The sequence below is a fragment of the Nostocoides sp. genome (assembly GCF_037045025.1).
Classification (GTDB): domain Bacteria; phylum Actinomycetota; class Actinomycetes; order Actinomycetales; family Dermatophilaceae; genus Nostocoides_A.
This window is the reverse complement of sequence record NZ_JBAOHM010000005.1, coordinates 219,246-240,596: the sequence shown is the minus strand read 5'-3', so window position 1 is coordinate 240,596 and position 21,351 is coordinate 219,246. Positions and strand designations below refer to the sequence as shown.

The 21,351-nt window shown below is 66.8% G+C and carries 19 protein-coding genes and 2 pseudogenes; 8 read left to right on the top strand and 13 right to left on the bottom strand.

Going from position 1 to position 21,351, the window contains the following annotated elements; translation table 11 throughout:
* Positions 1-5 precede the first annotated feature (5 nt).
* The 5 genes and pseudogenes from V9G19_RS03525 to V9G19_RS03505 all read right to left on the bottom strand — a co-directional run bounded on the left by V9G19_RS03525 (position 6) and on the right by V9G19_RS03505 (position 4,969).
* Positions 6-784: pseudogene (locus tag V9G19_RS03525) on the bottom strand (SDR family oxidoreductase).
* Between the two features lie 89 nt (positions 785-873).
* Positions 874-1,860, bottom strand: coding sequence for an ABC transporter substrate-binding protein (locus V9G19_RS03520; protein WP_462284107.1), 987 nt, complete (start codon positions 1,858-1,860; stop codon positions 874-876).
* Between the two features lie 91 nt (positions 1,861-1,951).
* Positions 1,952-3,082, bottom strand: a complete 1,131-nt coding sequence (locus V9G19_RS03515; protein ID WP_462284106.1) for an ABC transporter permease — start codon at positions 3,080-3,082, stop codon at positions 1,952-1,954.
* Entirely contained in the window at positions 3,079-3,843 is a 765-nt protein-coding gene (locus V9G19_RS03510) for an ATP-binding cassette domain-containing protein (RefSeq protein ID WP_462284105.1), read from the bottom strand. The genes V9G19_RS03515 and V9G19_RS03510 overlap by 4 nt, the downstream gene beginning before the upstream one ends.
* A gap of 46 nt (positions 3,844-3,889) precedes the next feature.
* Complete coding sequence (locus V9G19_RS03505) at positions 3,890-4,969, bottom strand: LacI family DNA-binding transcriptional regulator (protein WP_462284104.1); 1,080 nt, start codon at positions 4,967-4,969, stop codon at positions 3,890-3,892.
* Positions 4,970-4,990: 21 nt separating this feature from the next.
* On the opposite strand from V9G19_RS03505, the gene V9G19_RS03500 reads away from it, so the two are divergent.
* Genes V9G19_RS03500 through V9G19_RS03490 form a run of 3 tightly spaced genes read left to right on the top strand, consistent with a single transcriptional unit; the run spans position 4,991 to position 8,134 of the window.
* The gene (locus V9G19_RS03500) at positions 4,991-5,869 is read left to right on the top strand and encodes an SDR family oxidoreductase (protein ID WP_462284103.1); all 879 of its coding nucleotides are present in this window, start codon (positions 4,991-4,993) and stop codon (positions 5,867-5,869) included.
* Positions 5,866-7,233, top strand: coding sequence for an FGGY family carbohydrate kinase (locus V9G19_RS03495; RefSeq protein ID WP_462284102.1), 1,368 nt, complete (start codon positions 5,866-5,868; stop codon positions 7,231-7,233). Before V9G19_RS03500 ends, V9G19_RS03495 begins: the two co-directional genes overlap by 4 nt.
* Positions 7,234-7,243: 10 nt before the next feature.
* On the top strand, positions 7,244-8,134 hold the full coding sequence (locus V9G19_RS03490) for a hypothetical protein (RefSeq protein ID WP_462284101.1): 891 nt from the start codon (positions 7,244-7,246) through the stop codon (positions 8,132-8,134).
* 155 nt (positions 8,135-8,289) lie between these two features.
* Here the strand turns inward: V9G19_RS03490 and V9G19_RS03485 are convergent, their stop codons facing one another.
* On the bottom strand, positions 8,290-8,586 hold the full coding sequence (locus V9G19_RS03485; RefSeq protein WP_462284287.1) for a YbiU family protein: 297 nt from the start codon (positions 8,584-8,586) through the stop codon (positions 8,290-8,292).
* Position 8,587: 1 nt separating this feature from the next.
* Positions 8,588-9,223: pseudogene (locus V9G19_RS03480) on the bottom strand (YbiU family protein); the annotation flags it as partial.
* On the opposite strand from V9G19_RS03480, the gene V9G19_RS03475 reads away from it, so the two are divergent.
* Positions 9,216-9,347, top strand: a complete 132-nt coding sequence (locus V9G19_RS03475) for a hypothetical protein (RefSeq protein ID WP_462284100.1) — start codon at positions 9,216-9,218, stop codon at positions 9,345-9,347. The pseudogene V9G19_RS03480 and the gene V9G19_RS03475 overlap by 8 nt on opposite strands.
* A 67-nt stretch (positions 9,348-9,414) precedes the next feature.
* On the opposite strand, the gene V9G19_RS03470 is transcribed toward V9G19_RS03475, so the two are convergent.
* From V9G19_RS03470 to V9G19_RS03445, 6 genes are all read right to left on the bottom strand, one after another.
* Positions 9,415-10,410, bottom strand: coding sequence for a zinc-binding dehydrogenase (locus V9G19_RS03470; protein ID WP_462284099.1), 996 nt, complete (start codon positions 10,408-10,410; stop codon positions 9,415-9,417).
* Between the two features lie 42 nt (positions 10,411-10,452).
* Positions 10,453-11,760, bottom strand: a complete 1,308-nt coding sequence (gene hisD / locus V9G19_RS03465; protein ID WP_462284098.1) for a histidinol dehydrogenase — start codon at positions 11,758-11,760, stop codon at positions 10,453-10,455.
* Positions 11,761-11,841: 81 nt separating this feature from the next.
* Positions 11,842-12,846 (bottom strand): LacI family DNA-binding transcriptional regulator, encoded by a 1,005-nt coding sequence (locus V9G19_RS03460; RefSeq protein WP_462284097.1) that lies wholly within the window; start codon positions 12,844-12,846, stop codon positions 11,842-11,844.
* 25 nt (positions 12,847-12,871) lie between these two features.
* On the bottom strand, positions 12,872-13,714 hold the full coding sequence (locus tag V9G19_RS03455; protein ID WP_462284096.1) for a sugar phosphate isomerase/epimerase family protein: 843 nt from the start codon (positions 13,712-13,714) through the stop codon (positions 12,872-12,874).
* A gap of 42 nt (positions 13,715-13,756) precedes the next feature.
* Complete coding sequence (locus tag V9G19_RS03450; RefSeq protein WP_462284095.1) at positions 13,757-15,550, bottom strand: thiamine pyrophosphate-binding protein; 1,794 nt, start codon at positions 15,548-15,550, stop codon at positions 13,757-13,759.
* Between the two features lie 184 nt (positions 15,551-15,734).
* A complete protein-coding gene (locus tag V9G19_RS03445) occupies positions 15,735-16,769 on the bottom strand; it encodes a LacI family DNA-binding transcriptional regulator (protein WP_462284094.1) in 1,035 nt (344 codons plus the stop codon).
* Between the two features lie 222 nt (positions 16,770-16,991).
* Here V9G19_RS03445 and V9G19_RS03440 point away from each other — a divergent pair, with 222 nt between their 5' ends.
* From V9G19_RS03440 to V9G19_RS03425, 4 genes are all read left to right on the top strand, one after another.
* A complete protein-coding gene (locus V9G19_RS03440; protein ID WP_462284093.1) occupies positions 16,992-18,008 on the top strand; it encodes a Gfo/Idh/MocA family protein in 1,017 nt (338 codons plus the stop codon).
* A gap of 69 nt (positions 18,009-18,077) precedes the next feature.
* Positions 18,078-19,583, top strand: coding sequence for a GMC oxidoreductase (locus V9G19_RS03435; RefSeq protein WP_462284092.1), 1,506 nt, complete (start codon positions 18,078-18,080; stop codon positions 19,581-19,583).
* Between the two features lie 22 nt (positions 19,584-19,605).
* Positions 19,606-20,361 (top strand): deoxyribose-phosphate aldolase, encoded by a 756-nt coding sequence (deoC, locus tag V9G19_RS03430; protein WP_462284091.1) that lies wholly within the window; start codon positions 19,606-19,608, stop codon positions 20,359-20,361.
* Positions 20,362-20,365: 4 nt separating this feature from the next.
* Positions 20,366-21,337, top strand: coding sequence for an ROK family protein (locus tag V9G19_RS03425; protein ID WP_462284090.1), 972 nt, complete (start codon positions 20,366-20,368; stop codon positions 21,335-21,337).
* The last annotated feature ends 14 nt before the right edge of the window (positions 21,338-21,351 follow it).

Genomic DNA, 21,351 nt, shown 5'->3' with positions numbered 1-21,351 from the left:
GAACCTCAGTCGTGGCAGCCCGGGATCATTTGGTCCCAGTCGATGATGGAGCCGGTGACCACGCCGCTGCGCTCGGAGAGCAGGAAGACGACGAAGTCGGCGATCTCGTCGACCTGGCCGAGCTTGCCCATCGGCACGGTCGCGTTGGCGTGCTCGACCCAATCGTCATCGGCACCATGGAATTGGCGCTGGATCGCGTCCTCACCCTCGGTCTGGGTCCAGCCGATGTTCAGGCCGTTGATCCGGATCCGGTCCCAGCGGTGGGAGTAGGCGGCGTTCTTCGTCAAGCCGGCCAACCCGGCCTTGGCGGCCGAATAGGGGGTGAGGAAGGGTGGCCGCCGTGCGAGGACATCGTGATGATATTGACGATCGTGCCGGGGCTCTTGCGCGCGACCTGGTCGGCCACGACGGCCTGCATCGTGAAGAACGGCCCGCGCAGGTTGACCGCGATGTGCTCATCGAACAGGTCCGGCGTGGTGTCGAGCAGGCTGCCTCGCGTGGTCAGGCCGGCGGCGTTGACGAGGCAGTCGACCCGCCCGAACCGCGCGATGGTCTGCGCGACCATGCCCGCGGCGCTGACCGCGTCACCCACATCGCCTTCGACGTATGCCGCCTTGCTCCCGAGGGCTTCGAGCTCACCGGCGATCTGCTCACCTCGGTCCGCGCGGCGCCCGGTCACGACGACGACCTCGGCGCCGGCGCGCGCCGCGGCCGTTGCGATTCCGGCGCCGAGCCCGGCGCTTCCCCCGACGACGAGAACAACCTTGCCGTCCAGCAGTCCCATGTCCAGTCCCCTCTGTTGCGCTCAACGTGGGTTGTCGCACGACATGCGATGGCGGGAGCAGTGCTCCCGCCATCGCATGTCGGCCGATTTCAGCAGCTTGACTTGTATGCCGCGTCTCCGCCCTCACCGGACAGGTTGTCCTTGGTGATGATGGTGAAGCCAGTCTGGATCTTCTTCTCAACAGCGCCGCCGGTCAACGCAGCGTTGGCCTGCTCGACGCCGTCCATGCCGATCGTGCTCGGCTGCTGGGCGACCAGGGCCTGAACGGTGTCGTTTTCGAGGGCCTTGATCTGGTTGGGGCCCGCGTCGAAACCGACAACGGTGATCCCCGACTTACCGGCCTGTCGAATACCGGTTGCCGAGCCTTCGGCGGAGTAGAGGTTGGTCGCGAAGATGCCGACGATGTCGGGATCCTTCTGCAGCGCGGCGCTCACGAGCCGGGCAGCGGTCGACGCGTCATTGTGGCTGTACTGCACGCCGAGGTAGGTGAACTTCGAGTCCGTCTTCGACGCATCCTCGAAACCCTTGACCCGGGCATCCACCGTGGAGACGCCAGGGTCGGTCGAGATGACGAGAACCTTGCCCCCGTCCGGTTTCTGTGCCTGGATCGCCTCGAATGCGGCCTTTCCGCCACCGACGTTGTCGGAGCTGATCTCGGAAACGGCGAACGACGGGTCGTTCACGGTCGTGTCGACGAGGACGACCTTGATGCCGGCCTTCGCGGCCTGCTCCAGGGGTGCCTGCATCGCCGTCACGTCGGTCGGAGCGATGAGCAATGCGGCCGGCTTGCTCGACGTCACCGAGTCGACGAGCGGCTTCTGCAGAGTCGGATCGAACTTCTGTGGTCCCTGAGTGGTGACCGTGTAGCCGAGTTCCGCGGCCTTCTCCTTGATGCCGCATTCCATTGTGATGTAGAACTCGTCGCCGGCCACCCCTTGGACGAAGGCGATCGACTTGTTCGAGTTGCCACCGGCGGCCGATCCGCTCGACCCGCTGTCGGTCTTGGCGCTGCTGCACCCCACCGTGGCGATGAGCGCCCCGGCTGCGACGGCGGTGAGCTTGGTGATGGGCTTCATGCCCTGATCCCTTCTGTTGTGCTGTTTCGTCGTGAACTGATGTTTCGGTATGCCGGCGGGGCCGGCACGGGCGGTGCGCCCGCGCGGCGGACTACTTGCCGCCTCGTAGAGCGGCGGCGCGACGTTGCTGGTCGACGTACACGGCGGCGATAAGAATCGCGCCAACGGCGACGGTCTGCCAGTAGGGCGAGACGCCGATGATGACGAACCCGCTTTGCAGCACCGCAGGGATGAAGAGGCCGACCATAGTGCCGAACATCGAGCCCTGGCCACCGAAGATGGAGGTGCCGCCAATGACGACCGCAGCGATGACGTTGAGGTTGGTCAGTGATTGTCCGGCGATCGTCGTCGTGCCGAATTGGGCGAGGGACATGATTCCGGCCAGGCCCCCGAGGAGGCCGGCCAGGCCGTAGATCATGATCAGCTTGCGGTCGACGTTGATGCCGACTCGGCGGGCGGACAGCTCGTTGGACCCGATCGCGTAGGTGTAGAGGCCGAACCTGGTTCGGTGCAACACGATGCCGCCGATGATGACGACGACGAGGGCCAGGTACATGATGACTGGCACGCCGAGAATGCGACCGTAGCCGACGGAATCCTGCAACTGGGTCGGAACCGAGCGGATATCGATCCCCCCGGTGATGATCTGCGCGAACCCCAGGGCGATCGACAAGGTACCGAGGGTGACGATGAGGGGCGGAACCTTCGCCTTGGCGATGACTACCCCGTTGAGGATGCCCCACAGGATCCCCGCGACCAGCGAGACGATGGTCCCGACGATGGCGGTCGACCAGCCATCCCCGCCCATCTTCTCCATGGTCAAAGCCGAGACTACCGAGGAGAAGACGAGGACAGAGCCGACCGACAGGTCGATGCCGGAGGTGATGATGACGAAGGTCATACCCACGGCCAGGACCGCCCAGATGGCGAGGTTCTGGCCGATGTTGATCATGTTGTCGCGGGTCATGAACTGGCTGGGAGCCATGACGCTGAAGAAGGCGGTGATGACGATCAGGACCGCGAGGATCCAGATCGATTGCATCCCCCTGAGCCGCTGCAGTAGCGGACCATGGGTCTCACCGATGTCCATGGCGGCATCCCGGTTGGCATCGCGGGCCCGGGAGATGTGATCCGAGGCGCCCAGCGATGTGGATTGCTCGGCTACGGGGTCCTGACTACGCGGTGGGGCGTTGGTCACGTCGTCGTTGCTCACTGGTCTCATGCGACGTCCTCCTTCTTGTCCAGCGCACCGGTCATGGCGCCAACGAGTTCCTCAATACTGGTGTCCTTCGCCTGGTAGGTCGCGACTCGTCGTCCGAGCCGCATCACCTGCACGCGGTCGGCGACGTCAAGGACCTCGGGCATGGAGTGCGAGATGAGCACGACGCCCAAGCCCTTGTCCCGCACGCGCCGGATCATGTCGAGGACGTTTTGGGTCTGCACGACCCCGAGTGCTGCCGTGGGCTCGTCGAGGAAGAGCACGCGATCGGCCCAGGCGACGGACCGGGCGATGGCGACGCTCTGCTTCTGCCCACCCGACATCTCGCCGACGGGGGTGACCACGGACCGGACTGCCGACCCGAGGTCACGGAAGGCGTCGGCGGCGCCACGCCGCATCCCGCGGGTGTCCATGAAGCCGAGCTTGCCGAGCAGACCGGGGCGCATCAGCTCGCGCCCGAGGTACATATTCTCGGCCGGTCCGAGGTGCGGGGCGAGCGCGAGGTCCTGGTGGACGACCTCGATGCCCAGTTCCGAGGCGTCCTGCGGGGTTGCGATCGTCACCGGCAAGCCGTCGAAGAGCACTTCGCCGGTGTCGATCTCGAGGTTCCCGGTGATCGCTTTGACCAAGGTCGACTTGCCGGCGCCGTTGTCGCCGATCAAGGCGACGACCTCGCCGGCACCGACGTCGAAGTCGGCTTTGTCGAGCGCCTGGACCTGCCCGAACTTGCGGCTGATACCGCGTGCCTCCAGGACGGCGGTCATGTTGTTACCTCCACGGTGGTCTCCTTACTGGTCATGACATTCCGGCTCACTTTGTGCCAGAGCTCTCGCGAGTGCCGGTTCGGGGTTGCGCTCGGCCCCGAACCCGTGCGGCCCTCGGTGGGGCGAGTTCTCCGGAGCCACGCGGGATCAGCCGCGTCGGCAAGACGATGTCGCTGGCCACGATGTCGTTGTCCGATACCCGCGCGAGCAGCCGGTCCATCGCGGCGTGCGCCAGGCTCGACGGGCACTGGTCGATGACCGTCGTCGGCGGTGTTGTCAGATCGGCCATGGGGAAGTCTCCGAACACGACGAGGGCGATGTCCCGGCGGCCCGACCGCATGAGTAGGCGGACGACCCCTGGCGCGATGAGCGGAGTGCTGGCGAACACCGCGGTCGGTGCTCGCCTCGCGTCCAACATCGGTGTGAGCACCGCAAGGGCGTCGTCCGCATTCGCGCAGGTCCTGGAGATAAGGGCGGGATCCGGCGACAGGCCGGCCGCGTCCAGCGCCGCCAGGTAGCCGGCGAGGCGGTTGTGCACCGTGCTGTACTTCGCGGGCTCGCCGAGGAAAGCGATGCGCTGATGTCCGTATGAGATGAGGTGCTCGATGGCGGTGCGCGATGCGCCCTCGTCGTCCACGCAGACGAGATCGACGCCCTCCACCCCGGATCGGCGGTCCATCAGCACGACCGGTCGATCGCGGGGGATCCCCTGCCACACTGGGTCATCGACGCCGAAGGGCGTGATCAGCAGGCCGGCGACGCCCCGATTGACCAAGCGGGACAGTTGCGCCCGGGCTCGGTGGGTGTCGGTCCCGGTGGCGGCGACGAGGACGTCCATCCCGACGGCGACGGCGCGCGACTCGGCGACGGAGACGATCTCGGCGAAGAACGGGTCCTGGAGTCGGTCCACCACCACTCCGATGGTGTCGGTGAGCCCGGCCTTGAGATTGCGGGCCGCAGCATTCGGCCGGTACTCGAGTGCTTCGATCGCGTTCTGCACCGATTCGGCGGTTGCCGGACGGACGTTCTTGGCACCATTGATCACGCGCGAGACGGTCTTGATCGACACGCCAGCGGCGCGGGCTACGTCGTAGATCGTCGTTCCTGCGGTCGCCGTGCCGGACACTCAGGCCTCCTCGCCCAGTCGGTGGATCCCGGTTCCGTCTCTGTCCACCGTTGTCATTCTCCGGAATGGGGCATAAGCTACGACTGGATGACAGCGCTGTCAAGAGGCTGTTCCCAGACCGTGACGCGATCGTCCATGTCGATGATCACCCCGAGTTCAAAGGAGCGTTCCATGTCTCGATTCCCCGACGGCCTCTATCTCGTCACCGGAGCGAGCGGCGGTATCGGTGCGGCCACGGTGCGGCGCCTCGTCGCTGAGGGGGTCCGGGTCGCCGCCAGTGGACGCGACCACACCAAGCTCAAGGAGCTTGCCGCCGAAACCGGTTGTGAAGCGCTGCCTTTCGACCTGCTCGACGAAGAATCGATCCGCGGGGCGGTGTCGGGGCGGGACTGGTTCGGCATCGTCAACTGCGGCGGAGATGGCGGCGAGATCGCCACCCCGATGGACACTGACATTTCCGTTTTCGACCGCGTTATCGCCGTCAACGCGCGCGGCGCACTCCTAGTCATCAAGTACGCGACCCCAGCCATGATCGAGGCAGGTCGTGGTGGCTCGATCGTCAATGTGTCGAGCCAGGCCTCCCTGGTCGCCCTCGAGGGCCACATCTCCTATGGCTCGTCGAAGGCGGCGCTGGACAACATCACCCGGGTCTCGGCCCTCGAACTGGGCAAATACGGGATCCGGGTCAACAGCGTTAACCCGACCGTCATCATGACGCCAATGTCGGAATGGTATTGGGGTCGACCGGAAATCGGTGGCGCGTACTTGGAGCAGATGCCGATGCACAAGTGGGCGACCATCGAGGATGTCGCTGGACCCATCGCCTTCCTGCTCAGCGACGACGCCGCCATGATCAGCGGCATCAGCCTGCCTATCGACGGCGGTTTCACCGCCCGGTGACCTCAACTCTCGTCGCCGGTCTCGACATCGGCAGCACCAACATCAAGGTTCAACTGATCGATCTCGATGGCCGCGAGATTCTGGTGGCCGATCGCCCGACCCGCTGGCAGGTCCGCGAAAGCGGTACGGAGTTGGACCAGGACACCGTGCGGCAAGCCATCGCGGAGGTCCTGAATGATGCTGGTGCGCAACTCGACACGTTCGGTCCCGCTGGGTCCGTGATCGGTGCGCTCGCCGTTGCCGGGATGGGAGAGAGCGGCTTCGTTCTCGATGGCTCCGGCGCCGCGCTCGCACCGGCGATCGCCTGGTTCGACGCCCGGGGCGCGGAACAGTTGGCCGCCATGCCGGCGAACCTGCGTGCGGAGTTCGCCGCGCGGACCGGACTTCCGCTCGGCGTTCAGGTTCCGGTAGTCAAGCTGCTGTGGTTGCGCGACAATGGAATTCGACTCACTGGCCACCAGTGGCAGAACCTGCCCGAGTATGCCGTCTCCGTCCTCGGCGGACGCCGGGTGCTCGAGCGCTCGCTCGCCTCCCGCCTCGGCCTCATCGATCAGGACAACGACGCACCGTGGCCGGAACTGCTCGCCCACATCGGGATCGAGGCGAGCTTCCTGCCGCCGGTGGTCGACTTCACCACCGACCTCGGGGCCGCGAGCGCCGATTGGCTGCCGCCGGCCCTTGCCGGGGCCCGGCTCGCCGTGGCCGGGCACGATCACCTCGTCGCGGCGACTGCCGGAGGAGCCACCGCGGACGGGCGCTATTACGGCTCCTTCGGCACCGCCGAAGTGCTTGTCCGGGTCCTTGAGGCACCCCTGAGCGCCGCGGCGCGCACCCGGTTGGCCGAGTACTTCATCAACCACGTCCACCACGTCGAGGCGGGCCACTTCGCCCTCGTGGCGGGAGTCAAGACGGGGCTGATCATGCGCCGGGTGCTCCAGTTGGCCGGTATCTCCGACCGGGACGATCGCGACCGGCTCGACCGCGACGTCATGGCGCTACCCGTCGCCGGATCCCTTCCGCCCGAGGCGATCACGGTTGCCGGTGCCCGCAACGACGACGGTGTGCTCGCCCTGCGCATCGCACACGACGGCGCCCGCCCCGCGGAGGTCTTCGCGGCGACGCTCCGGCACGGCAACGACGAGCTGGCCCGGCTCATCGAGACGATGGACCGCGAACTGCCACCCGCGACCGGCACCGTGCTCGCCGGCGGCTGGGTGGGTATGCAGAGCGTCGTTCGCGCCCGCGCCCTCGTCCTCCCAGATCTGCACGCCTCGACGCGGGCGCAGGACACGGCATACGGAGCCGCGCTTGTCGCCCGACGCCTCCTGACCGACCAACCCATCACCACCACCGAAAGCCGCTAAAGGAGAAGAAGTGTCCTTGCCCACCCTCCAGCGCCGGGCCTGGTCCCGGCTGACGACCCCGTCAGGCCGGCTGCTCATCGTCGCCGCCGACCAGCGCAACAGCATGAAGGCGGTGATGACCGACCCGGCCGACGGGCAGGCCCACCCCGACCGGATCGACGCCGATGCGTTGGCCGCCGCCAAGGGCGACCTCATCACCCACCTGGCAAGCCACGCCCCCGCAGTTCTGCTCGACCCCGAGGTGGCGCTGCCCCGGCTCGTCGACGACGGCACCGTGCCGCCTCATCTCGGCCTGGTTGTCGGTATGGACGCCTCCGGGTCGACCACGCGAGATGGACTGCGCTACACCAACTATGTCGATGGCGTCACGCCACGCACCGTGCGCGACTACGGCGGCGACGCCGCGAAGATGCTCTTCTATGTCCGCGCCGACCAGCAGGGTGGCGACTCGGCGGTCGCCGGCCAGATGCGCGATCTGGTGGCCGCCTGCGACGACGAAGGCGTCCTGCCCATCGTCGAGCTGCTGACCTACCGGCTCGAGGACGAGAGCCCGGAGAACTACCAAGCCCGCTTCCCGGAACTCGTCGTCGAGATGGCCCGGTTGGGCGCCGCGGCCGGCTCACCGATCCTCAAGCTGCCGTATGCCGGTTCGCCCGAGGCCTGCGCCGCCGTCACCGAGGCCGTCGCGGGCGTGCCGTGGGCGGTGCTGTCGGCCGGCGTCGACCACGAGACCTTCGCCGTCCAGATGGCGGCGGCGGTGGCGGCCGGCGCGAGCGGCGCGATGGCCGGCCGATCGCTGTGGAAGGACAGCTTGTCGACCTCGGAGCAGGAGCGCGCGACGTTGCTGACCCAGCGCGCCCTGCCCCGTCTCCGTGAGCTGGCAGCCATCCTGTCCGCCTGAGTGCGGCCGCCACGTGCCTGGCCGTCGGCGGCCTGGTCTGGCATCTGTCGGGGTCCCCGCAAAGCATCGGAGCTGGGTCCCGCCCACGAAGAGCGTGGGACCCAGCTCTGCGTGGGCACTTGTGAGCGTAGAACTTTGTGGGGTTGCCTCTAGTCCTAGTCCAGGCCGAGTTGGCTGCGCCCCCTGGGGCTGAGGTCGGCTGCGGTGGGGCGTCCAACCCAGTCGACCTCGTAGTCCTCCGGAGCGAAGTCGTCCGGTGTCCGACCGGCGAGGAAGGACTGACCGCACCGCGCGGCATACTCCGCGTTCTTCGGGCACCACGGGGATGCGGGGATGTACATGACATTGCCGCAGCCCTTCTGGTCGGTGACCGGGTCGACGGCATGGATCATGTCGCAATGCCACCAGACGGTATCCCCCCGGGGCGACGTCGGGGATGGGGCTGAGGGCAGGCAGCAGGAGAGAGTGGTATTCCTCGGTCACCGGCAAGGATTGTCCGTTGGCCGCGCCGCACAGGTCGTCGTCGGGGACGTCGTCCTGAAGCGCGCGCAGGAGCAGGTAGGCCATCGCGTGCGGGATCGGAACCACGTTCAACACCCCCTCGGTGCGCGGCATCGCCGACAAGGCGGTCCAGCCCTGGAAGGTGCGGAAGGCCGATGTCGAGACCGTGGAGGGGTATTCGTCGACCTCCGTGCGGTACGCCCCGTCCCAGGGGTCGTAGGCGTCAGGAGTAGCGCTGAAAACGTGCCGGTAGACGTCCCGGTATGCCGGCAGCAGCCACCGCTCAAGGGACCCCGAATCGGTGTGCGGGGACAGGCCATTGGTGGTTTTGCCCTCGGGGGAGCGGCGGATGCGGTCGGGGTATGCCGTGTCGCGGCTTGGGTCGAACCACGTGCGCCCTTGGGACTTGTGCTTCCAGAAGCTGTTGAGGAAGCCGCGAACGGCGACCATATTGCGATCCTCGCGGGGCCTCCATCTGCGGTGGCGACCAGTAGACCGGATAGACGGCCGGAGTGCCCGCGACCAGGCCCGCGAAGGACCCGTCGTCGAGGTAGCGGTAGCGGCCGGCGAAATCGCGAGGTTGGCCAAGCGCTCGCGCGCACCCGTCGTCGCGGCGGTCGACCGGGTCAGTCGCCGCGGTTCGCCAGTGCGCGCGGTGGCCATGTCGGTGGCCAAGCCGGTCGACCCGCGAACCCTGGACGTCATCGAGTAGCATTCGTGCCGGCTGGACCAGGCCCTCGGGATCGGGAAACGGCGACTGCGGCAATGAACCAACCCGGTCACCCCGCGTCGGAATCTCCCTCATAGGCGATCCCTTCAAGGACGATTTTGCCCTCGGTCTCGCCGGCGGCCATCGCTTCGAATCCCGTGCGCGCCTCGGACATCGGGATGTGCATGCCGATGTGTGGCCGGATCTCCTTGTCCGCCATGAAGTTCAGCAGATCGACGAACTCCGCCCGGGTCCCCATCGTTGATCCTTCGACCCGCAATTGCAGGAAAAAGAGTCGCTGCAGATCGGCGGGCGGGTTGGGTCCACTCGTCGCACCGCAGCAGATGATCGCGCCGCCGGGGCGCAGCGCGCGCATGGAGTGAGCCCACGATGCCTCGCCCACGGACTCGAAGACGGCATCGACCTTCTCGGGCAGCCGGGCACCTGGTTCGAAGACGGCGTGCGACCCGAGGCGGTGCGCGAGTTCTCGCTTGGCTTCGGTCCGGCCCGTCGTCCAGACGCGCAGGCCGGCTGCGCGGCCGAGTTGGATCAGCGCCGTGGACACGCCGCCGGACGCACCCTGCACCAGCACGGTTTGACCGGGACGCACACCGGCCTTCGTGAAGAGCATGCGGTATGCCGTCAACCACGCCGTCCCGAGCGCCGCGCCGTCGCCGAAGGTGAACGACTCGGGGAGCCGAATGACGTTGCGGCACGGCACGATCACAGTTTCCGCGAAGGTCCCCTGATGTCTCTCGGTCAGGAGCGATCGCCGCGGGTCGAGAGTCTCGTCACCCTGCCACGCGGGCTCGTTGATGACGGGATGGACGACAACGCGCGTCCCATCCTCGGTCTCACCGGCGGCGTCCATCCCGAGGATCATTGGGAAGTCCTCCGCCTTGATCCCCACCCCACGCATGGTCCACAGGTCGTGCATGTTCACGCTGGCGGCCTTGACCCGGACGCTGACCCAGCCCTCTGGTGCCACCAGCTCGGGTCGCTCGCCGGCGACGAGCGCGGCCAGCGGGTCATCCGGGTTGGGTGCATCGGCATAGACGGCGAACATTGGTTTCCTCCTTGTGGTCTCTCGGCTCTCGGACGCGTCGGCTCAGCGTCCGGCGGAAGCCCAGGCGAGTGTCTTGTCGCCGAACTTCTCGGCCCGCACGTCTCCGGAGCGCGCGTGGCCCTCGAAGAGCTCGACGCGGGCGGCGCGCCCGCAGAGCTCACCGAGGCCAGCGCTTGCCGCATCGCTCGTAACCTCCTGATAGGTGACCGTCTTGAGGTACTTGCCGACCCACAGGCCGCCGGTGTAGCGGGCCGCACCGCGAGTCGGAAGGGTGTGATTGGTGCCGATCACCTTGTCGCCGTACGAAACACAGGTGCGCTCGCCCAAGAACAGGGCGCCGTAGTCGTGCATCTTGTCCAGTGCCTCGCGCGGCTGGTCGGTCAACACCTGGACGTGCTCCGACGCAAAGGTGTCGGCGACCTCGTAGGCCTCGTCGATGTCGTCGACGACGATCACCTGGCCGTAATCGCGCCACGCCGGTCCTGCGTAGTCGGCGGTCGGCATGTCGAGGAGGATCTCGTCGATGAGCTCCAGGACCCGGTGACCGAGGGATTCGGAGGTCGTGATGAGGACGGCCGGCGAGTCGGGTCCGTGCTCGGCCTGGCTGAGCAGGTCCACCGCGGTGATGAACGGGTCGGCGTGCTCATCGGCAATGACGAGGACCTCGGTCGGGCCGGCGAAGAGGTCGATGCCGACCTCGCCAAATAGCTGCCGCTTCGCCTCTGCAACAAAGGCATTGCCCGGTCCGACGAGCAGGTTGACCTTCTCGATCGCGTCGGTTCCGATCGCCATCGCGGCGATTGCCTGGATCCCGCCGAGGAGGTAGATCTCGTCCGCTCCGGCCAGGTGCAGAGCCGCAACAGTCGCCGCGGGGATCTCACCTCGGATCGGCGGCGTACACGCCGTCACCCGTGGCACCCCGGCAACCTTGGCTGTCACGACCGTCATGTGAGCGGATGCCACGAGCGGATAGCGCCCACCCGGCACATAGGCGCCCACTGCGGAGACCGGGATGTTCTTCTGTCCAAGGAACACCCCGGGCTCGGTCTCCACCTCGAAGTCCTGCAATGAATCCCGCTGGTGTTGCGCGAATTTCCGCACGCGGTCCTGGACGGCAACGATGTCCTGGATGACCTGGTCGGGGAGTGACGCGACGATCTCCTTGATCTCGACCTCGCTCAGTTTGAAGCTCTCCGGCGACCAGCCGTCGAACTGTTCCGAGTAGCGGCGCACCGCCTCGTCGCCGTGACGGCGGACGTCGTCGATGACCGCCGTCACGGTGTCTCGGACACCCGCCAGACGCGGGTCGGTGCCGCCGGTTACAGCCGGGGTCTTGAGGTGCTTTTCCATGCTGATCTCTCCTAATTGGGTACGCCGGCACAAACCGGCCAGCTGCCCCGTGGGTGTTTGACGAGACGCGCGAGCGAGCGCTCAGGCGCCAGTAGTGGAGCCCCGTGTCACGAGCGTGACGGGGAGTTCTTCGAGGCGGCCCGCCGGGCCCGCCTCGTGTTGTGCGGCGTCGAGAATCGCCAAGGTGGCGCGGGCCATCTCGTCGACCGGTTGCCGCAGCGTGCTCAGGTCGTAGGACGGCCAGCTGGCGGACGGGATGTTGTCGAAGCCGACGACGGCTATGTCGTCCGGGACTCGGCGTCCGCGCTGACGGAGCCCGTCGAGCACGCCCATGGCGACGATGTCATTGCCGCAGAACACGGCATCGACGGCTTTCGGCTCGGAGACGATCCGCCCGGCCGCCTCAAAGCCCCACTCGTAACTGTAGGAACCGTCGACGTCGAGGACGAGCGAGTGGCCGGCTTCGGTCAACGCGTCCTGGAATCCGCGCCGCCGCTCCTGATTCGTCGACGTGCCGGCTAGGCCGCCGACGAACCCGAGACGTCGTCGTCCCAGGGACAGCAGGTGCTCCGCCGCGAGTCGTCCGCCGCCATAGTTGTCCGACTGGACGCCGGACGCGCCGCTGCCGGGTAGATAGCGATTGAGCAACACGAGCGGGACCTCTCGCTCACGACACAGGTCGACGACGTGCGACGAGAGTTCGGCAGAGCCGACGACGATTCCGGATACCCGGTGTGAAAGGGCTTGTGGCAGAATGTCGTCGACCTTGCCGCCGCGGGGCACGGTGAAGAGGAGGACGAACCTGCCCTCGGCGGTCAGTCGTCGCGTCAACTCCTCCAACACATAGGGATAGAAGGGGTTGTGGATGTCACCGAGCACGATCGCGACCAGGTTCGATTGGCCAGTCACCAGGCTGCGAGCGATCGCATCGGGTTCATAGCCGAACTCCCGGGCCGCGCGCAGGACCTTCTGGCGGGTGCTCTCGGCAACCCGGCCGCCACCGAAGGTGCGTGACACGGCCGACTGGGAGACGCCGGCCAGGCGCGCAATGTCCGCCTGTCGCAAGACGCCTGGGGCCTCGGTCATACCAATCCCTTTCCTGCTCAACGCCCTAGGACGTTTTGCCTAACTTCAGCAGCACGCCGCTCAGGTGCTCGTAGCTCTTGGCCGCGTCCTCGATGGATCCGCACTCCACGGACAAGACCAGGTCACGCGGAGCCTTCATCGCGATGCCGACGATGTGCTCCCAATCCAAAACCCCTTCGCCGCAGGCGCATCCGAGCATGCCATTGATCTTGCCGCGCATCGTCGCGGCCACATCGGTGGGGATGTCCTTGGCGTGGATGTTGACGACGTTGTCGAGGATCTCACCAAGCCATTGCGCCGGATCGTTGCCGCTGAGGAAGGCGTTGCCGGTGTCGAAGTTGATTCCTACCGACGGGCTGGTGCTCAAATCCAGGACGCGCTGCAGGCGTTCCGGGTTGTTGGTGTAGTTGCCGTGGGTCTCGATGGCCAGCGTGACATCGCGACGCTCCGCCAGCGGCGTGGTCTCGGCGAGTGTGTACTTCATCAGCATGAAGTCCTCCTCCGGGCTGGTCCACTCCGGCTTCGGCCCGTCATCGGTGACGACCATCGGGGCGCCGCACTCCTTGGCGAAGCGCACCGCCTGCTTGAGGTAGTCGACGCTGACGTCCGGCTTGGCCAGCGGTGCATGCGAGGACAACCCGGAGATCCGCACGCCGTGCTTCTCGCAGGTGGCGCGGACCTCCAACGGGTCATCCAACATCGATCGGGTGTGGAAATACCCTGCGGCACTGAGGAGCTCGCGTCCCCAGTGGACCATCGGCTCGACATACTCATAACCCATGTCAGCGGCCGCAGCCACGGCCCAGTCAAAGCTCTTGTCGGCGTATCGAACGAACTCGAGGTTGAGTCCCAACTTGACCGGACCCATGTGTTCACGTCCTTTCGTGTGGTGGTGTTGTCGTGATCTCGATCAGAAGCCGCGCTTCGTCTCGTATGCCGTGCGCTGCTCGCCGAGATAGGCCGGGACGGTGATGTCCCACCAGCCCGTGGGGTGCTGGCCGCTGTATGGGTAGTCGCGGGCCACGAGTGCCTCGACGACCGTGGGCTTTCCGGAGGCGAAAGCCCGCCTGAGGGCCGGACCCACGGCGCGCGGGTCCTCGACCCGCTCCGCCTGCACCCCGAGGCTCCGCGCGAAAGCCGTAAGGTCCGCCTGGTAGGGGTTTCCATTGGCGTAGCGGAAGCCGCTGATCATCTCCCGGTCGGCGCCGAACAGATTGAGCTGGAGGTTCTTGATGGCCTCCCAACCGCCGTTGTTGACGATGAGGAAGACGACCGGCAAGTCGAGCATGGCGGCCACCGCGAGCTCTTGGCCGGTCTGGAGGAAACTGCCGTCTCCGCACAGGCATAGGACCGGGGTTTCCGGTGCGCCGAGCTTGGCGCCGATCGCGGCGGGGATGGCGAACCCGATGCCGGAGAAGCCGCCTGCCGTGATGTGGGTGCCGGGACCATAGACGGGGAACTCGTTATAGGCCTGGTTCTGCGGGTTGCTGGAGTCCGTCACGAGAATTCCATTGCGCGGCAATACCTTACGAGCCTCCACCAACACACGGGAGATGGTCATCGGGGTGCGGTCCGTGGTGCGCATGGGTGCCAGGTGCTCATACCACTGAGCCTTCAATTGCTGCAGGCGGGTGAGCCGGTCGAGGCCGGCGAGATCCACCGGTTCCGCTCGGTGCTCGGTGACTGCGGTCAGCAGGTCGGCCAGCACCGAGGCGGCGTCGCCGATGATGCCGACCTTGACCGGATAGTTGCGGCCGATCTCGAAGGGGTCGATGTCGATCTGGATGAACTGGGTGGAGCGCGAATCGAAGGTGACGCCGTCTTTGTAGGAGGAGGCGATCCGGTCGGAGAACTTGCAGCCGATGGCCAGCACGACATCGGCCTCACGCGTCATGGCGTTGCCCGAGGAGGAGCCCATGTCACCGCACGGCTCGGCATACAACACGTGGTCCTCGGCGATCGCGCCCTTGCCCATGAAGGACACCGTCACCGGGACCCCGAGGTGCTCGGCGAGCGCGACCATCTGGGCGGATGCTCCGGCGGCGATGACTCCGCCGCCGGCCACGATGACCGGGCGCTCGGCGGACAGTAGCAACTGGGCCGCGCGCTCGATCGACTCGGCATCGCCACGTGGGGGTGCCGTCGGATGTGCTTGCGGGGCAATGAGTTCAAGCTCGGCTTCCTCGGCCTGAAGATCCTGCGGGATGTCCAGCAGGACCGGGCCGCGCCGGCCTTCGCGCATGCTGCGGAAGGCCTGGTCGAGCATGAGCGGGAACTGTTGGAGCGAGCTTGGCTGCCACCACCGCTTGACGACCGGCTCCGCCATCCGCGGGAAGGCGGCGTCGTGGGTGCGGTTGATCTCCTGCAGGATGCCGCGGCCGACCATGTAGGTGTGCACGCCGCCGGTGATGAGCAGCTGGGGCATGGAATCGGCGAAGGCGGTGGCGACACCGGTCAGGGTGTTGGTCGCCCCGGGGCCGATGGTGACGCAGCAGGCCGCGATGGTGCCCGACGAACGAAAGAACCCGTCGGCCATGTGCGACGCGCCCTGTTCGTGCATCGCCGGCAGGACGGTGATCTTGTCCTGAACTTCAACGAAGGCATCGAGGAGGGCGGTGTTCCCGTGGCCAGGTATGCCGAACATGTGAGTGACGCCCTCGTTGACGAGGTGCGCGGCCACGGCCTGTCCTCCGGTGTACTTCATGGCGACTCCAAATCCATTGTCGGGCTGCTTGATTTCGCATGGTGAGGCTGGGAGCTCCGGGGGATCCGCTCACCACGTCACTCGTGCCGAACAGCTGTGCATACGCATGCATCAGCGGGTAGTGCATACGCTTGCACACCCCGCCGGGAGATGTCAACCCGGCAATTCGGGACAGGTGGACTAATCAGTTCGGTGGCGGCGGAGCAGTGCTGCCGCGGACCACCAAGTCGGTCGGCAGCGTGACGGTCGCGGCCTGTGCAGGCGCCGAAACCGCCTCCAGGAGTAGCCGCGCCGCATGGGCCCCCTTGGCCACCTGGGACTGCCGAATGGTGGTCAGGTCGGCGGCCGCGGCGGCTGGGATATCGTCGAAGCCGATCACGGACAGCTGCTCGGGCACGCGAATCCCGCGATCACGTGCCGCGTCGAGGACGGCCAGTGCCATCACGTCGGTAGCCGCCAGCACGGCCGTGACATGTCGGGCATCGAGCAACGCCTCGGCCGCCGCCCGAGACTTCTCGTAGTCGAAGCCGCCGGCTTCGTAGACCGCCGGGGCCGCGCGTAGGGCCTCGCCGAAGGGCTCGAGATAGCCGCGGACCCGCGCCTTCAAGACCCGGTCCTTGGCTCGCGAAATGCGCGCGGCGCTGACCTCACCGGTACGGCCATCCGCGCTCAGCCGGCTGGCGAGGATCCCGACGTCACGGTGACCGAGAGTGAGCAGGTGCTCGGCGGCGCTCCGGGCGGCGCTATGATCGTCGATGCCGACGAAGGAATGACCCGGGAGCTGTGGGCCGTCGATGGCCACGACGGGCAATCCGCGCTTCAACACCAGATTCACCATGGGGTGAGCGTCCGGCAGTGCATAGATCAGGAAACCGTCGACCAGGGCGAGAGAGGTGTCCGCGGCGGCCTCCGGAACCGTCGCGAGCGGCGCCGGCAGCAGGGTCAGCGCCACCTGTGCCAGCTCCCCGACCTCAGAGATCCCGCGCATCAAGGACGCCGCGCCAGGGTCGTGAAAGGCATACGACAGCGAATCGGTCAGGACCAGCCCTAAGGCGCCGACCTTGCCGGTGCGCAACGCTCGCCCGGCCGGGTTCGGACCGGCATAGCCGAGTTCCTCGGCGACGGCGAAGATGCGCTCACGCTGCTCGGCGGACACCTTCTCCGGCCGGTTGTAGGCGTAGGAGACCGCCGCTTGGGAGACGCCGACCTGCCTCGCCACGTCGCGCATGGTCACCACGGGCTACACCTCCGACCACATCCGTCTCGACCGTTGCCCTCCGGCCACGGTCGATACGTTATCTCACCGGGCAGCGATAACTCATTCCTCACGCTCGCGCCACGTGAGAGGACCCAACAACCGCGGCACCACTTGCGCTAATATGGTTAATCGGATAACCTCGGTGCTGTCAAACAAAGCAGTAGGTCAGAGAGGACGCCGGAGATGCCCAACCTGAACATCGGCCTAGTCGGCGCCAGTTTCGTGGCCGCGGATCGGATGATGCCGATGTTCGCGCCGAACGGCTTCGAGGTCTCAGCTCTCTTCGACACAGACGAGCAGCGCTTCCCGCTGTGGGCCGAGCATCAGATCCCCATGGTCTCCGATGATCTTGACGCCGTCCTGGGTAGCGACATCGACGCGGTCTACATCTCCTCGCGCAACGAGCAGCACGCCCCCCAGGCCTTGGCTGCCGCGGCCGCCGGCAAGCACATCCTCCTGGAGAAGCCGATGGCCCTGACCATGGCCGACGCGCGCGCAGTGGTGGACGCGGCATACCGCAACGGAGTCAAACTCGCCGTCAATCACCACCTGCCCGGCGGCCCCGTACATTCGACCGTGCGGCGCCTCGTGGACGAGGGTCGTATCGGCCGGCTCTACTCCGCCCGGATCAACCACGCCGTCGCGCTCCCGCAGAAGGTGCGCGAGTGGCGCCTCGCTCCCGTTCCCGGAGGTGGCGTGATCCTCGACATCACGGTGCACGACGCCTCGGTCCTCAACCCGCTCTTTGGGACGATGCCGCTTCGGGTGAGCGCGCTGGGTGTCTCGCAAGCGCCGTGGAACGTGCATCGGACCATGGACTCGGTCATGACCACCATCGAATACGCCGCCGGTGACGGACTTCCGAAGCTCGCGCAGACGCACGAAGCCTTCGGCGTGCCCTTCCCCGGCACGAGCATGGAGGTCCACGGCGAGGACGGTGCCATCGTCGTGCACGACGCCATGACCCCGACGATCGAGGGCACCGTCACGTGGCACAAACCGGACGGAAGTGTCGAGGACATCCCGACCGGAGCGGGCGAGGACCTCTACAGCATCAACCTGCGTCGGTTCCGCGACTTCATCAGCGACGAGGGCACCCCGACGGTGACGTCGGACGAGGGCTTGCTGGCGCTCGCTGTCGCCTTGGCCGCGGAGCGGTCCATTGGCGAAGCACGCACGATCCCCCTTGAGGAGATGTAATCCGCCACGAACGCCATCGAGCCGACCACCCCACGTCCGGTAGCCGACGTCATCATTGTCGGATCGGGAATGGGTGGAGGCACGCTCGCCTTCGGTCTCGCCGGAACCGGCTTGACGGTCCTGCTGCTCGAACGTGGTGACTTCCTTCCGCAAGAGCGGCAGAATTGGGATCCGGTCGAGGTTTTCGGTCGCGGGCGCTACCAGAACGCCGAGAAGTGGTATGCCGCGGACGGCACCGCCTTCGTCCCCGGCACCTACTACTACGTCGGCGGCAACACGAAGTTCTACGGCGGTTCGCTGCCCCGCTTCCGTCGCGAAGACTTCGACGCCGTCCAGCACGCCGACGGGCTCTCGCCGGCCTGGCCGTTCGGCTACGACGACCTGGCGCCCTACTACGCTCGCGCCGAGCAGCTGTATGACGTGCACGGCGCCGACAACGACCCGACGTTAGTGCGGGAGAAGGACTTTCCCTTCCCGGCCGTTCCCCACGAGCCGGCCATCGCCGCCCTGGCTGATCGGCTCACGAAGAACGGACTGACTCCGTCCACGATCCCCCTCGGCGTGGATCTGCGACCCGACGGCACCTGCATCCGCTGTGCAACATGTGATGGTTTCCCGTGCCGGCTGCTGGCCAAGGCCGACGCCGAACGCAATGCCGTCCGTCCGGCACTGCGCTCGCCCAATGTCACCCTCCTGACCAATACCTATGTCCGCCGCGTCCTGACCGACCCGAGCGGCGCCATCGTGCGCGGCGTCGAGGTCGAGACCGACGGGGAAGTCCGCGAGTTCCTCGCTCCCACCGTTGCCGTCTCGTGCGGAGCCGTCAATTCCGCTGCCCTGCTGCTGCGTTCGCGCAGCGAGCAGCACCCGCAGGGCCTCGCGAACTCCTCAGGGCTGGTCGGTCGGCGCTACATGGTGCACAACAACACCGTGGCCATGGCGATCGACCCGCGCCGCAAGAACCGCACGGTCTTTCAGAAGACCCTCTATGTCAATGACCACTATCTGCCTGGCTCGGGCGGTCAGCGTGATGCGCTCGGCCACGTGCAGATGATCGGCAAGCTGCAGGGCTCGATGCTCAAGGCGCAGCGGCCGCGCATCCCGGAGTGGCTGCTGCGTCTGGTTGCCGAGCGCAGCACCGACTGGTGGCTGTTCACCGAGGACCTGCCCGACCCCGAGAACCGAGTCACGCTCACCGACGCTGGTGACATCCAGGTCGCCTACACGCCCAACAACGTTGCGGCACACAAGAAGTTGGTCCGCAAGATCCGCAAGGCCTTGCGCCGGGCGGGATACCCGATCCTGGTCTCCCAGCGCGCCGGCATCGAGGTCAACTCCCATCAGGCCGGCACCGTGTGCGCCGGCACCGACCCGGCCACGTCGGTCCTCGACCCTCAATGTGCCGCCCACGACGTCGGCGGGCTGTATGTCGTCGACTCGGCCTTCTTTCCCTCCCTGCCGGTCATGAACCCGGCTTTAACAATCGCCGCCAACGCACTACGCGTCGCCGACCACATCGCGCAGCAAACCCCGCGCGATGCGGCAGCGCAACCTCAATCCAGCACTCAGAACTAGCACGATCGAAGAGAGAACCCCAATGAACACCTCAGGTCCCGACGCCAAGGTCGCCACGCTCGACGGCCTCACCTCGGCCAAGATCGCCAAAATGGTCGACCACTCGATGCTGCACCCGGCCTTCACTGACGCAGAGCTGGAGTCGGAGTGCCAGATCGCACGCGAATATGCCGTTGGCGCCGTCTGCGTCAAGCCGTACCACGTCCGCCGCGCGGCGCAACTGCTCGCTGACAGCGGTGTCCTCGTTTCTGCAGTCGTCGCCTTCCCGCACGGCAACAGCACCACCGAGCTCAAGCTCGCCGAGACCAAGCAGGTTCTCGAAGATGGCGCCACCGAGGTCGACATCGTCGTCAACATCGGCAAGGTCATCGACGGCGACTGGGCTTATATCGAGGACGAGATCCGCCGCGTCAACGCACTCGTTGTCAGCTATGGCGCCATCCTCAAGGTCATCTTCGAGAACGACATGCTGACCGACGACGTGCAGAAGGTCACCCTCTGCACGATCTGCAGCAAGCACAAGGTGGCCTTCGTCAAAACCTCGACCGGCTACTGCTACAACAAGCAAGAGGACGGCAGCTACAACTACCTCGGTGCCACCCACCACGACCTAGCCCTCATGCGGGCCAACTCCGCGTCGTCTGTCCAGGTCAAGGCCGCCGGTGCGGTGAGCACCCTGGAGCCGGTCCTCTCCGCATACGAACTCGGCGCGACCCGCTTCGGCCTCAAGAACGTCAAGCAGCTCGTCGAGGACGCGCGCGCGAGGTTCGGCGAATAGCACCATGAGTACGGCATACCTCCTCGGTGTCGAGATCGGCGGCACCAAACTCCAGGTGGCGCTGGGGACGCCGGACGGCCGGATCGTCGAGCTGGCGCAGGGCCGCGTGGACCGCGGCCGCGGCCCCGCAGGGATCCTCGAGTGGCTGGCGGCCAACGCCGCCGCACTGAACGCTCGCGCCGGCGAGCACGGCGGCGACGTATGCGGCATCGGCGTCGGCTTCGGCGGGCCGCTGGAGACCGTCGGCGGCCGGATCATCGAGTCGGTGCAAATCCCGGACTGGGAGGGCTTCGAGCTCGGCCACTGGTTCGAGGACCACTTCGACCTGCCGACGCAGGTCTACAACGACTCCAGCGCTGCTGGCTACGGCGAATACCGTCTCGGCAGCGGGCGCGGCACGAGCGAGTTCTTCTACACCAATATCGGCAGCGGGATCGGTGGCAGCCTCATCGTCGACGGCCGGCTCTACGACGGCCAGGGGGTCGGCGCCGCGGAGTTCGGCCAGACCCGGATCCCGGACTGGACCTCGTCACGACCAGGCGCCGACATCAAACTTGAGGCGCTGTGCTCCGGCTGGGGGATCGAGCAGCGGCTGCGCGCCCCCGGCTACGTCCCCGCCGACTCGGCCGTCCTGGACCTCGCCGGTGGCGCCATCGAGCGGATTACCTGTTCGGCGCTCGGCGCGGCCGCGGCCGGCGGCGACGCCTTTGCTCTCGCCGAACTCGACGCCGTCGCACGAGGATTCGGCACCGCCCTGGCAAGTCTGCTGGTCATGTTCCAGCCAGAACGCATCGCCATCGGCGGCGGCGTGGCGCTCATCGGTGAGCCGCTGCTCGAACCGATCCGGCGGCATACGGCTGAGCGGGCTTTCATCAGCAACCTCGGCCGCTACGACATCGTCGCCTGCGAACTCGGCGAAGGCGTCGTCCTCCACGGAGCGCTCCTCCTCGCGCCCCACACCACGGCAGCAGCTTGACACGCAAGGAAGAA